Raw genomic sequence first — 13096 nt, forward strand, 5'->3', positions numbered from 1 at the left:
AAGGCGATCAAATTATTGGAAGAAAGTGGACAACTTGCCAATTCATCTCTTATCCGAATCGGTTCAATAAGCGCGGCCAACCAATACCCGTTCAACCGCCGCGTCCCCGGTAAACACGCAGGCCCCGTCAGCCGCCGCCGCGTCGTTGGGCACGTTGCGCACGGTCAGCTTGAGCGCTTTCAACCGCTCGACCACCTTGTCCAGCGCCGCGCCGCTCGGCTTCGACCATTGCACCTCGACCCAGCCGGGATTCTTCACGCCCTCGGCAAAGGCGCGTTCGATACCGGCAAAATCGGTCACGTCCCGCGTGATGCCCGCCTCAAGCCGCGCACGGGCTTGCGCGTGAAGCGATGCCTGCACATCCTCCAGCGTGGCGACAGCGGAGGTGACGAAATCGCCGCGCGCGACAATCGCGCTGTCGAGCTTGCCGTCTTCGCGATAGAGTCGGTCGCGGCGGATCACCGAGACATTGCCGCCAGCGACATCACGTCCGCCGACTTCGAGAATGACCGGCGCACCCTTCTTGACCCAACCCCAGCGCTTGGTCGCCGCCTTGGCGGGCTTAAGGTCGAGCAGCGCACGCACCGGCTCGCCAAAGGCGGACAGTTTGGCGAGTTCACCCTGCAATTCCTTGCAATAGGTCACGATCGCCTCATCCTCGGGCTGGTCGCGCAGCATGGGCACGATCACCACCTGCCACGGCGCCACGCGCGGCGGCACGCGCAGCCCGTCATCATCGCCATGCACCATGATCAGGCCGCCGATCATGCGCGTCGACATGCCCCAGCTCGTGGTGTTGGCCAGTTCCAGCTCTCCGGCCGCGTTCTGGAACCTGATATTCTGCGCGTTCGAAAAATTGGTGCCAAGGAAATGGCTGGTGCCGGCCTGCAATGCTTTCCCGTCCTGCATCATCGCCTCGATCGAATAGGTCGCGACGGCGCCCGGAAAGCGCTCATGCTCCGGCTTTTCACCCGCAATGACTGGTAGAGCGACGCACTCCTCGGCGAAGCTGCGATAGACTTCGAGCATCTTCAGCGTCTCTTCGCGCGCTTCCTCGACGGTGGCGTGCGCGGTATGCCCTTCCTGCCAGAGGAATTCGCTGGTGCGCAGGAACATCCGCGTGCGCATTTCCCAGCGCACGACATTGGCCCATTGGTTGATCAGCACGGGCAGGTCGCGCCACGACTGCACCCAGCGCGCGAACGCCATGCCGATCACCGTCTCCGATGTCGGCCGCACGACGAGGGGCTCTTCCAGTTTGGCGGTGGGATCCGGCACCAGCCCGCCCTTGCCGTCCGAGATCAGTCGGTGATGCGTGACCACCGCCATTTCCTTGGCGAAGCCTTCGACATGCTCGGCCTCCTTCTCGAAATAGGACAGCGGGATGAACACCGGGAAATAGCAATTCTCATGACCGGTGGCCTTGATCCGGTCGTCGAGCAAACGCTGGATCCGTTCCCAGATGCCATAACCCCATGGCCGGATGACCATGCAGCCGCGCACGCCCGATTCCTCGGCGAGATCGGCTTCCGAAATGACGGACTGGTACCAGGCGGAAAAATCCGCCTCGCGGGTGACGGGGAGTGCGTGCTTGATCATGGGAAGGCCGGATAGCGGGATCGGGTCGCGCCGTCACCCCGGGCCTTGCGGGTTTTCGAGCCGGCACAATTCCCGTCGCTACGGGAATTGCTACGGGAACATGCATTTTTGGGCATTCTACGGGAATTTACGGGAAAAACTGCGGGAAAATCGGTGTGGCGGCACGGGAGTTTTTGCCGGTGCGCCACGGGAAAATCGGGAAGTGATCGGGTTGAGGTCATAGTTTGCTCGAGTCCGTATCTGCTCAATTCAAGTGGTTCCGTCGGGCAGGCTTTCACCATGACCCGCAAAACATGCCGGCGAGCAGGCATGGTGCCGTTCATGAGTGAGTTGAATCGCGCCGAGCAGGCAGAATGCGGGGTTGTTCGGCGGCGGCCGCTTCCTCATAGCCGCAGCGATCCGCGATGATGGAAAGGAGGAAGGATGGCCGAGACGAACGATCGCATCCTGCCCGCAATCGCGATGCGTCTCATGTCGGTCGCTTTGTTCGCCAGCATGAACGCGGTGATCAAGCTCGCCGAGGAGCGCGGCGCGACACTCGGCGAGATACTGTTCTTCCGGCAATTCGGCGCGGCGATCCTGCTGACCGCGATTCTTATCGCCGGCCCCGGCCTGAGGTCGGTCACGACCCAGCGGCTGCCGGCACATCTCGCGCGCGCCGCGCTCGGGCTCAGCGCGATGGCCTGCACCTTCACCACCGTCCTGGTACTGCCGCTCGCCGAATCGACCACGCTCGGTTTCACCATGCCGATCTTCGCCACTATCCTCGGCGCACTGATCCTGCGCGAACCGACCGGCTGGCACCGCTGGGCGGCGGTGGCGGCAGGCTTTGCCGGCGTGCTGATCGTCGCGCAGCCGGGCAGCGGGCATTTCCCCATCTGGGGCGCGGTCAGCGGGCTGGCCGCCGCGTTCCTCACCGCCAGCGTCTCGATCCTGTTGCGACAGATCTCGCGGACCGAGGGTACGATGACCACCGTGTTCTGGTTCTCCACCTTGTCGCTGGTGCCGCTTGGCATCGTCTATGCCTTTGTCGTGCAGCCGCATGCGCCGATCACCTGGATCCTGCTGATCGGCATCGGCCTGATCGGCGGCGTCGCGCAGCTCGCCATGACCTCGGCGCTGCGACTGGGTCCGGTCTCGGTTGTGGTGCCGATGGATTATTCGTCGCTGCTCTGGGCGACCGCTTATGGCTGGCTGATCTTCGGCGTGTTGCCAAGCACCTGGACCTGGATCGGTGCGCCGGTAATCATCGCCAGCGGCCTGTATATCGTCTGGCGTGAACATGTCCGCCGCACGCAATTGACCTTGGAAACCGTACCGCAAATCTAGGGCGAGGTTTCAGACCGCGGGACGCCTCGCCACACAGGCACCGCCCGGCCTCAAGCTTCTACTGTATACTGTTAGACCAAATACCTGCCATTTGGCCGGTGATTCGCCCGTTGCCGATATTGATCGGTGGCGGGCCCTTCCCATCCTTCCTGCATTTTTCCCGCCTTGAAGCCAGTAACAAACTGGCTTTGCGTCACATTTTTGACGCCAAGGGATAAGCATGAGTGTATATCGAATATCGTATAAGATAGTTGACGCTATGAGAGACTGGGGATAGTTGTCGACGGAGATAAAAAAGGGAGAATAGGCGTGGCAAAGGGCAAGTTTGCGGTAGCTTCTGCCGCCTTGGTGGCATCATTGTTGTCGACAAGTGCGATGGCTCAGGTCGCGCCAACGCCATCGGAGGATCCTGCGCCCGAAGCCAGTGAGCCCGGGGGTGATATCGTGGTCACCGGTACGCGCATCCGCCGCCCCGATCTTCAGAGCAACAGCCCGATGACCGTCATCGGAAGCCAGGAAATCCAGTATCAGGGCGCCACGACGGTCGAGGGCGTGCTGAATCGCATGCCGCAGTTCACCGCGGATTCGAACGAGAATGTGTCGAACGGCTCGGACGGCACAGCGAACATCAATTTGCGCAATCTCGGTTCAAATCGCGTGCTGGTCCTGCTCAACGGCCAGCGCCTCCTGCCGCAACAGGCAATCGACCTGAATTTCGTACCCAGCGCGCTGGTCGAGCGGATCGACGTCGTCTCGGGCGGTGCATCGGCGGTCTATGGTTCGGACGCACTGTCCGGGGTCGTCAACTTCATCCTGAAGGACAATCTCGACGGGTTCAGGGCCGATGCGCAAGTCGGCTTCGCGCAACATGACAACAACAATGAAGCGGTCCGTTCGATCATGCGCGCCCGCGGCTTCGACCTGGCGCCAGGAAAAGTTGTGGACGGCGGCAAGCAGGACCTGAATATCGCGTTCGGCAAGAATTTCGCCGAAGGCCGCGGCAACATCACCATGTATGCAGGCTATCGTCATTTCGACCCCGTGCTGCAGTCGAATCGCGACGTGTCCGCTTGCGCATTGCAGTCGATTGACGACCCTCGGACAGCGCTGACTTGCGGGGGGTCCAGCAACACGCCTTATGGCACATTCGCCCCGTTAGCCGGACCAAATCAGGGCATTACGCTCACCAATGCAAAGGATGGCAGCCCGAACTGGGTGCCGTATGACAATAGCTTCGCCTATAATTATGCGCCGACGAATTATTTCCAGCGTTCGGACAATCGCTACTCGGCCGGCGCGTTCGCGAAGTTCAAATTCAGCCCGGCCGCCGAGGTCTATGGCAGCTTCATGTTCATGCGGGATCACACTTTCTCGCAGGCCGCGCCATCGGCACTGTTCCTTGGCACTACATTCAACGTGCCGTGCAACAGCCCAATGCTGAGCAGCAGTCAGGCCAGTGCGCTATGCGGCGCCGATGCGGGGAGCGCTATCTTGCAGCCCACGCTGATCGGCTATCGCCTCGCGATCGCGCCGCGCCGCGACGATCTCCGGCATCAGGATTACCGCTGGACCGCCGGTGTTCGCGGCGAGATTGCAAACGGTTTGAGCTACGACCTCAACTATTTGCATTCACGAGTGAATTTCGACGAAACTTATCTCAACAATGTCGACAATGTGAAGGCGCAGCGGGCGCTGGACGTGGTCAATGTCGGCGGCGTTCCGACCTGCCGTTCGGTGGTGAACGGCACCGACAGTGCGTGCGTGCCGGTAAATGTATTCCAGGCCAATGGCGTGACCGCCGATCAGGCCGCCTATCTGTTCAGCCCAAGCAATACCGCCGGTCGTAACCGCCTGACGGTATTTTCGGGTACGATTACGGGCGATCTCGGCAATTATGGCCTGACCAGTCCTTGGGCCTCGCGCGGAATCTCGCTGGTACTTGGCGCTGAGCACAGGCTCGAGACGCTTAAATTCACCGCCGACGATGTCGCCAAGCAAGGCGGCACGACTGATGCCGATGGCAGCATCCGGGTGATCGAAGGTTATGGCGAACTCGAAGTGCCGCTTATCCAGGACAAACCGTTTTTCCGCGAACTCACACTCAACGGCGCAGCGCGCTATTCGGCATATAAGAATTCGCAAGGGTCAACCGGTTTCGGATCCAGCTACAACGTATGGACGTACAAGGGCGAACTGACCTGGCGCCCGATCGAGATGCTGCGTCTGCGCGCCAGCTACAACCATGCCATTCGCGCGCCTAATATCGGCGAATTGTTCGCATCGCAGCAGATCGGCAATGTATCGGCGGTGGATCCGTGTTCAGGCGCGACGCCATCTGTCAGCGCGGCGACGTGCGCGCTGACCGGCGTCACCCCTGCGCAATATGGTCATATTATCGACTGTCCGTCCGATGTCTGTTCGGCGCTCGGCGGCGGCAATTTGGCCCTAAAGCCGGAAATCGGCGATACCTATACGATCGGTCTGGTGCTGACGCCCCAACAGATCCGCAATTTCTCTCTCTCAGTCGATTATTACAACATCAAGGTGAAAAACTACATCAGTCCGATCGACCCCGCGCTGATCGTCGACCAGTGCACGGAAACGCAGGATCCATTTTATTGCGGCCTGTTTCACCGCGACCCCCGGAGCGGCGCAATCTTCGGAACGGACGGCTATATCGTCTCAACGACGCTCAACACCGGTTATCTCAAGACATCGGGGATCGACGTTGTCACCGATTACACATTGGGTCTGGGCGGTCTTGGCAAGCTCAACCTTAACCTGGTCGGCACTTATCTGATCAACCGGATTGCCGAGCCCCTGCCCGGCCTCGGCACTTATGACTGCAAAGGCCTCTATGGCCCGACTTGCGGCCAGCCTTTGCCGAAATGGCGCCACGTCTTGCGAACCACCTGGGCCCTGCCGCAGGATGCGACACTGTCACTGTCCTGGCGCTATATCGGCGCGACCAAGGTCAACGGCTCGTCGGTGGTGAACGACCGGATCGACGCCTATAGCTATTTCGATCTCGCCGGGACGATCGCGGTGGCCAAATCCTTCAAGCTCCGCATGGGCGTGAACAATCTGTTCGACAAGGATCCACCGGCGATCGACGCCGGGCTGCTGTCCTTGTTCGGAAACGGCAACACCTATCCGGGCACATATGACGCACTCGGCCGCACCATATTCTTTGGCGCGACGGTCGAATTCTAAGCGCTGCGCGGCTAGGGAATCCAGCCGGGTAACGTGGCGGCCTGGGTCATCCAGGCCGCCATCTGCGCCTCGTCGAATTCATCGCCTTCGTGAATGTCGATCCAGCGTGCTTCCTTGCTGCGTTTGGTGCCGCCGGGCGGGATCGGCCGTAGCGACATGCCCCGGAAGAACGTTACTTTGACGTAGCGGGTCAGGACGTGAAACGTCACGAACCACCCCTGGCCCTCGACGCCGTAAAACGGCGAATTCCATCGCACCGCCTTGCGCACATCGGGCACGATCCGCACGATGAGCGCGTCGAGGCGCATCCCCAGATCGCGTTTCCAGCCCGGCATCGCAGCGATATACGCCTGCACCGGCGCGTCGCCATCTCCCTTCGCAATCTGTGGATTGCCGCTCGAAAGGAGGATCGGCTCGGCAGCAATGGCCTTTGTGCCCTTCGCCGATTTGCTGGGTGCCTTGCCCGTCATCAGCGGCGGGCGCGGGCCGCGTTCAGCGTCACGGCGGCGCGGACAAGCGCCTTCAATGCTTCCTCGTCGATCTCGTCGCCTTCGTGGAAGTCGATCGCACGCCGGGTGTTGCCGTCGAGGCTCGAGTTGAAAAGGCCCGACGGGTCGTCAAGCGCCGCCCCCTTGGCAAAGGTCATCTTGACGGCGCTTTTGTAGGTCTCGCCAGTGCAGACCATCCCATCGTGATACCAGACGGGAACCCCTCTCCACTTCCATTCCTCGACCATCTCGGGATCGGCTTGCCTGATCACCTCGCGGAGCCGGGCAAGCATCTCGCCACGCCAGTCGCCCAGCTCCTTGATCCTCTGGTCGATCATCTCCGACGGGGACAAGTCGGTTTCGGATTCGCTCTTGCTCATCGCGTTCACTCCACTGCGCCGGCGCGTCGCCCGCCGCGCGCCCTGACGGCATAGGGCAGCACGAACATGTACAGGCCGCTGAACAAGAGCAAGAAGAGCGGGAGCAGCGGCGAGTAGGTCACCCAGAGCGGCGGCTCCCCCCATGCCCGGACGACAAAATTGGCGATGACGGTGAGCGTGAAAACGATCGACACCCAGCGATGAAACTGTCGAATCCAGTTGTTCCAGGTCAATGGGACCTCCTTTTGCGAGAACATGGCGTTGCCAAAACCTGGCTTTAGGTTGCGCGAGCGGACGTCAATCAGGCCGTGCCAGAACCTGTTCCAGCTTTGCCAGGAAGCGCGGCCATCCGGCCTTGGCGCCATGATAGGCCTGTTGCTGATCCGGCCGGAAGCCCGTTTGCTCCATGCGCAAATGCGTTCCCGTTGCGGTGGGCGTGAGGTGCCATGTCACGATGCTTTCGAGGCCATGGGCATCCCAGCTATACGACAGCGTCTTGTTCGCCTCGACCTCCCGGACCTGGCAATCGACGGTGCCCCAGTCCGCGCGAAAATCGAAACGATGGCCGATGGTTGGATTGAAATCGCTCTTCATCAGCCATTCCTCCATCAGATGCGGCTGGGTGAGCGCGCGCCAGATCTTTTCCGGCGGATAAGCCATTTCTCGCTCGACAATGACGGAGCGCGTTTCGGTCGCAATATTGGTCATTGGTCCATCCTTTTCAGCAAGTCTTCAAGGCGATCGAACCGGTTTTGCCAGAAACCGGCCATCTGGCTGGTCCAGTCGATCAGCGGGGAAAGCGCGTCGAGTTGCGCGCTGTAATGGGTCTGCCGGCCAGCCTGTCGATCACGCACCAGCCCGGCTTGTTTCAACACGCCGAGATGTTTGGAGACCGCCGGTTGCGAAACCCCGGCGCGTGCCGTCAGCGCCCCGACCGTCTGCTCTCCATCGCGGCACAGCCGTTCGAAAATAGCCAATCGGGTCGGGTCGGCGAGCGTCTTGAAGATCATGGCGTGGGTGTTGGGTGTCGGCATTTTATAACTCTCTGGCTATGGATTAACCCATAACCGGCGAGATATATGTGAGTCAAGCCGAGATGGAGTACATCCCGCCGGCAGGCGCTTTGGAGAAGCTCAGCTGCTGCTTGAGCCTTAAACTGCCCTGCTCCAAGAATGCCTCACTGGTTATGCATTGATGGCGCACCGGAGTTCGGGACGGGCAACCGCCGATGCCATGAGATCAGCTGCGGCGAAACACCAGGATCAGATTATTGGCGGGCATCTCGACAACCCGTTCCAGCGTCATGCCCTGTTTCAGGGCCGCAGCAACGACATCTTCGACCCGCCGCAATCCCCAGCGCGGATCGCGGCTTTTGAGCGATTCGTCGAACGCCTCGTTGCTCGGCGCGGTGGGATAGCCGTCCCGGCGATACGGCCCGTAGAGGATCAGCGGCCCGTCTTTGGGAATAAGCCGTCCTGCCCCTGCCAGCAGACCGAGCGTCGCCTCCCATGGGCTGATATGCACCATGTTGACGCACAGGATCGCATCGCTGCGATCGATCGGCCAGTCGCCGGTCGCGGCGTCGAGATCGAGCGGCGGGCGGACATTGGCCAGCCCGTGACACCATGCCGCGATCGAGGTCCGCCCGCCGACATCAGGATCGCTCGGCTGCCAGTCCAACGCGGGGAAAGCGGTCGCGAGATAGGCACAATGCTCGCCGGAGCCGCTCGCGATTTCCAGCACCAGCCCGGCCGCCGGCAGGATATCGCGCAGCACGGCGGCGATTGCCTCACGGTTGCGCAGCGTCGCCGGCGCATGCTTGCGCGGTTCCACGCCCGCTTCGGCCACGACCCAGGGCGCTGGCCCGGTCATCCTTCCCGGCTCAAGCCGCTCGCGCCGCTTGAAGCAGCCGTTTGGCGCGCAGATACATCTCCACTCGCTGTGCCGTGAGCAGGCCGAGCGCCATGGCGATCAGCACGTCGGTCACCACCAGCGCGTTCAGGTGCGATACCGCGCCGTTCATTTGCGCCAATTCCCGGGCGCCGAAGCGCACCAGAATCAGCACGACAATGAACAGGAGCGCGGCCGGCGACGGCTGATGGTTGAGCGCGTGCGTCTCGGGATCGACGCTGATCCGCATCATCCGGCCACGCTGCCATCCCAACGCCGCACCGAACACCAACGCGAGCGCGCAATAGAGCCATGTCATGCCCGCCGGCGGGACCTGACTCAGCACGAAAATAGCGAGCAGCAGATAGGCCACCGGCAACACCCACAGCCGCTCCAGCTTGAGCGGCCGGGCGCGGCTCATTCGGCGGATGCGGAAGAACAGTATGATCGCGACGACTACACCGGTAATCGCGTAGGTAATGAGCTGATTTGGATGGACCGCCTGAACCTGCATCTCGCCCCTCGACTAACCGCGAATCGCACTACGCTCCTTGCGCAGTGCGATCCACAGCGCAATCGTGACGGGCTTACTCCGCCGCCTGGGCCAGTTCGGGATCCTTCCACACCAGCACCGGCTTGCGTGCCGCCAGCGTCTCGTCGAGCCGGCTGCGCGGCGCGAAGTGCGGCGCGGATTTCAGCGCGACATCGCCTGCCTTGGCCCGTTCCGCGACCGAGCGCAGCGCGCCGATGAACTGATCGAGCGCCGCCTTGCTCTCGGTCTCGGTCGGTTCGACCAGCATCGCGCCATGCACTACGAGCGGGAAATACATCGTCATCGGGTGATAGCCCTCGTCGATCAGGCCCTTGGCGATATCGATCGTCGAGAAACCTTCGGCCAGGTTCGAATCCGAGAACAGCGCTTCGTGCATGCAGGGTCCCGACGTCCCGAACGGCGCATCAAGCGTCGAGTCGAGCGAGCGCAGGATATAATTGGCGTTGAGCACCGCATCCTCGGCGACCTGACGCAGTCCGTCTGCGCCGTGGCTGAGGATATAGGTCAGCGCCCGCGTAAACATGCCCATCTGACCCTGGAACGCGACCATCCTGCCAAAGCTTTGGTCATGATGCTCATCGGCTGTTTCTTCCTCGACCAGACGGAAGCCGTCGCTCGTCTGCTCGACGAACGGCAGCGGCGCATAGGGGCTCAGCGCCTCCGAGAACACCACCGGCCCCGACCCCGGTCCGCCGCCGCCATGCGGCGTGGAGAAGGTCTTGTGCAAATTGATGTGCATCGCATCGATGCCGAGATCGCCCGGACGGACGCGTCCAACGATCGCGTTGAAATTGGCGCCGTCGCAATAGACCAGCCCGCCCGCCGCATGCACCGCATCGGAGATCGCGCGCATATCGCGCTCGAACAGTCCGCAGGTATTGGGGTTGGTGATCATCACGCCGGCCACGTCCGGCCCGAGCCGCGCGGTCAGCGCCGCCAGGTCGACCCGACCTTCGGCAGTCGCCGGGATATCCTCGACCGCATAGCCGGCAAAGGCGGCGGTCGCCGGGTTGGTGCCATGCGCGCTTTCCGGCACCAGGATTGTCTTGCGATGCCCCTCGCCGCGCGCTTCGAGCGCCGCGCGGATCGCCAGGATGCCGCACAGCTCGCCATGCGCGCCCGCCTTGGGGCTCATCGCGACCGAATGCATGCCGGTCAGCGTGACCAGCCAGTGCGCGAGCTGATGGATCACCTCAAGCGCGCCCTGCACCGTATCGACCGGCGCGAGCGGGTGGACATCGGCGAAACCGGGCAGGCGCGCCATCTTCTCGTTGAGGCGTGGGTTGTGCTTCATCGTGCATGACCCAAGCGGGAACAGGCCGAGGTCGATCGCGTAATTCTGCCGCGACAGGCGCGTATAATGGCGTACCGCCTCGGGCTCGGACAGGCCGGGAAGGCCGATCGGCTTTGCCCGGCCCAGCGTGCCGAGACGCGAGGGTGCCTTGACCGGGGGCGCCACTTCAATGCCGGTGGTTTCGGTCGAGCCGATCTCAAAGATCAGCGCCTCTTCGAGCATCAGCCCCTTGTTGCCGGTGAAGGTCGGCGCCGTGCTGTTGCCGGCTACAGGCGTTTCGGGACGCCAGCCGCTTGCGTTGATCGTCATGCCAGCACCTCGTGATTGCGCGCTGCCTCAACCCCGTTCGGGCTGAGCCTGTCGAAGCCCGGCCCTTCTTGTCGACGGCAGCAAAGGAAGAACGGCCCTTCGACAAGCTCAGGGCGAACGGAAGAAAGGTGGGTCATGCCAACACCTCCTGCAGCGCGGTCGCCAGCGCCTCGACATCCTCCGCCGTCGTCGTCTCGGTCACCGCGACGACCAGCCCGTTGGCCAGTTCTGCCTCGTCCGGATAGAGCCGCCCGAGCGATACGCCCGCCAGAATACCGCGCTCGGCCAGCGTCCGCACGACGGGACGCGCTTCCTGCGGCAGCCTGATGGTGAATTCGTTGAAAAATGCCGGCGTCACCAGCTCGACTCCGGGCACTTGCACCAAGCGATCCGCCGCCGCCGATGCGCCGGCATGATTGGTCTCGGCCAGCGCGCGCAAGCCTGCTTCGCCGAGAAGCGTCATGTGGATCGAGAAGGCCAGCGCACACAGGCCGCTATTGGTGCAGATGTTCGAGGTCGCCTTTTCGCGCCGGATATGCTGCTCGCGGGTCGACAGCGTCAGCACGAAGCCACGCCGGCCATCCGCATCGAGCGTCTCGCCGCACAGCCGCCCCGGCATCTGGCGGACATATTTCTCCTTGCAGCCGAACAGGCCGACATAGGGTCCGCCGAACTGCAGCCCGACGCCGATCGACTGGCCTTCGCCGACGACGATATCGGCATCCATCTCGCCCGGCGACTTGATCGCGCCGAGCGCGACCGGCTCAGTTACCACCGCAATCAACAGCGCCTTCTTCGCATGGCACGCATCGGCCAGCGCGGTCAGGTCGGCGATGCGACCGAGGATGTCGGGATATTGCACCACAACGCATGAGGTATCGCCGTCGATCGATGCGATCAGCCGGTCGATATCGGTCTCCGCGGTCAGCGTCGGCGCCGATGTGTCGAGCACATCGCCGGTGAACTTGGCCATGGTCTTGGCGACCGAGACATAGTGCGGATGCAGGCCGGAGGAGAGCAACGCCTTGCCGCGCTTGGTAATGCGCCGCGCCATCACGATCGCCTCCCAGCAGGCGGTCGATCCGTCGTACATCGACGCGTTGGCGACATCGGTGCCGAGCAGCCGCGCGACCTGGGTCTGAAACTCGAACAGCATCTGCAGCGTGCCCTGCGCGATCTCGGGCTGATACGGCGTATAGGCGGTCAGGAACTCGCCGCGCTGGATCAGATGATCGACCGAGGCCGGCACATGATGCTTGTACGCGCCGCAACCGAGGAAGAACGGCCCGTCCCCCGCCGCGACATTCTTGCGCGCGAGCGCGGTCATGTGCCGCTCGACCGCGAGTTCGCTGGCGTGAAGCGGCAGGCCGCGGATCGGGCCGTCGAGCTGGGCGACGCCGGGCACATCGACGAACAATTCGTCGATCGAGGCGGCACCGATGACGGCGAGCATTGCCTTGCGGTCGGACTGGGTCAGGGGAAGATAGCGCATCGAACATGCTCCCCCCTCCCTTTCAAGGGAGGGGCTGGGGGTGGGTCAGCTAAGGGCGGGCTCGATGCCCGGCCTTAGCTTCGGGCTAGGTGAGACGCATCTTCGGGCTCGCAGACGCTCGCACCCACCCCAACCCCTCCCTTGAAAGGGAGGGGCTTAAGAGGGTTTAGAGTTTCGCGACGAATGCCGCGTAAGCTGTCTCGTCCATCAGGCTTTCGAGCTCGCTCGGGTCCGACAGCGTGATCTTGTAGAACCAGCCGTCGCCTTCCGGATCCTCGTTGACCAGGCCCGGCGTGTCGGCGAGATCGTCATTGCTCTCGAGCACCGTGCCGGTGGCCGGCGCATAGACGTCGGATGCCGCCTTGACCGATTCGACCACTGCGGCCTCATCGCCCTTGGTCAGTTCCTTGCCTTCCTCTGGCACGTCAACGAACACGATGTCGCCGAGCTGGCCCTGCGCATAATCGCTGATTCCGACGGTGCCGATGTCACCATCGACATCGATCCATTCATGGTCTTCGGTAAAGTAACGGCTCATTTCATTTGCCT

At 62.5% G+C, this 13096-nt stretch carries 13 protein-coding genes; 2 read left to right on the plus strand and 11 right to left on the minus strand.

Going from position 1 to position 13096, the window contains the following annotated elements; translation table 11 throughout:
* Window positions 1-63: 63 nt before the first annotated feature.
* Window positions 64-1599 (minus strand): proline--tRNA ligase, encoded by a 1536-nt coding sequence (gene proS / locus G4G27_RS12675; RefSeq protein ID WP_183108992.1) that lies wholly within the window; start codon window positions 1597-1599, stop codon window positions 64-66.
* 423 nt (window positions 1600-2022) lie between these two features.
* Here proS and G4G27_RS12680 point away from each other — a divergent pair, with 423 nt between their 5' ends.
* Window positions 2023-2928, plus strand: a complete 906-nt coding sequence (locus G4G27_RS12680; protein WP_183108993.1) for a DMT family transporter — start codon at window positions 2023-2025, stop codon at window positions 2926-2928.
* Between the two features lie 375 nt (window positions 2929-3303).
* Window positions 3304-6141, plus strand: a complete 2838-nt coding sequence (locus G4G27_RS12685) for a TonB-dependent receptor (protein WP_183108994.1) — start codon at window positions 3304-3306, stop codon at window positions 6139-6141.
* Window positions 6142-6152: 11 nt separating this feature from the next.
* Here G4G27_RS12685 and G4G27_RS12690 read toward each other — a convergent pair whose 3' ends face one another.
* From G4G27_RS12690 to gcvH, 10 genes are all read right to left on the minus strand, one after another.
* A complete protein-coding gene (locus G4G27_RS12690) occupies window positions 6153-6611 on the minus strand; it encodes a DUF1801 domain-containing protein (protein ID WP_183108995.1) in 459 nt (152 codons plus the stop codon).
* Window positions 6611-7009: a DUF1801 domain-containing protein gene (locus tag G4G27_RS12695; protein ID WP_183108996.1), complete on the minus strand. Its 399-nt coding sequence runs from the start codon at window positions 7007-7009 to the stop codon at window positions 6611-6613. Before G4G27_RS12695 ends, G4G27_RS12690 begins: the two co-directional genes overlap by 1 nt.
* A 5-nt stretch (window positions 7010-7014) precedes the next feature.
* Window positions 7015-7242, minus strand: coding sequence for a hypothetical protein (locus G4G27_RS12700; RefSeq protein WP_183108997.1), 228 nt, complete (start codon window positions 7240-7242; stop codon window positions 7015-7017).
* A gap of 64 nt (window positions 7243-7306) precedes the next feature.
* Window positions 7307-7717 carry an SRPBCC domain-containing protein gene (locus G4G27_RS12705; protein ID WP_183108998.1) on the minus strand — a complete coding sequence of 137 codons (411 nt, stop codon included), beginning with the start codon at window positions 7715-7717 and terminating at the stop codon, window positions 7307-7309.
* Window positions 7714-8043, minus strand: coding sequence for a metalloregulator ArsR/SmtB family transcription factor (locus tag G4G27_RS12710; protein ID WP_202049570.1), 330 nt, complete (start codon window positions 8041-8043; stop codon window positions 7714-7716). Before G4G27_RS12710 ends, G4G27_RS12705 begins: the two co-directional genes overlap by 4 nt.
* Window positions 8044-8248: 205 nt before the next feature.
* On the minus strand, window positions 8249-8881 hold the full coding sequence (locus tag G4G27_RS12715) for a DUF938 domain-containing protein (RefSeq protein WP_183108999.1): 633 nt from the start codon (window positions 8879-8881) through the stop codon (window positions 8249-8251).
* 10 nt (window positions 8882-8891) lie between these two features.
* Window positions 8892-9413, minus strand: a complete 522-nt coding sequence (locus G4G27_RS12720) for a CcdC protein domain-containing protein (RefSeq protein ID WP_183109000.1) — start codon at window positions 9411-9413, stop codon at window positions 8892-8894.
* A 73-nt stretch (window positions 9414-9486) separates the two neighbouring features.
* The gene (gene gcvPB / locus G4G27_RS12725) at window positions 9487-11055 is read right to left on the minus strand and encodes an aminomethyl-transferring glycine dehydrogenase subunit GcvPB (protein WP_183109001.1); all 1569 of its coding nucleotides are present in this window, start codon (window positions 11053-11055) and stop codon (window positions 9487-9489) included.
* Window positions 11056-11188: 133 nt separating this feature from the next.
* Window positions 11189-12547 carry an aminomethyl-transferring glycine dehydrogenase subunit GcvPA gene (gene gcvPA, locus G4G27_RS12730; protein ID WP_183109002.1) on the minus strand — a complete coding sequence of 453 codons (1359 nt, stop codon included), beginning with the start codon at window positions 12545-12547 and terminating at the stop codon, window positions 11189-11191.
* Between the two features lie 166 nt (window positions 12548-12713).
* The gene (gene gcvH / locus G4G27_RS12735) at window positions 12714-13085 is read right to left on the minus strand and encodes a glycine cleavage system protein GcvH (RefSeq protein ID WP_183109003.1); all 372 of its coding nucleotides are present in this window, start codon (window positions 13083-13085) and stop codon (window positions 12714-12716) included.
* Window positions 13086-13096 lie beyond the last annotated feature (11 nt).

The organism is Sphingomonas sp. So64.6b, from assembly GCF_014171475.1.
GTDB lineage: Bacteria > Pseudomonadota > Alphaproteobacteria > Sphingomonadales > Sphingomonadaceae > Sphingomonas > Sphingomonas alpina_A.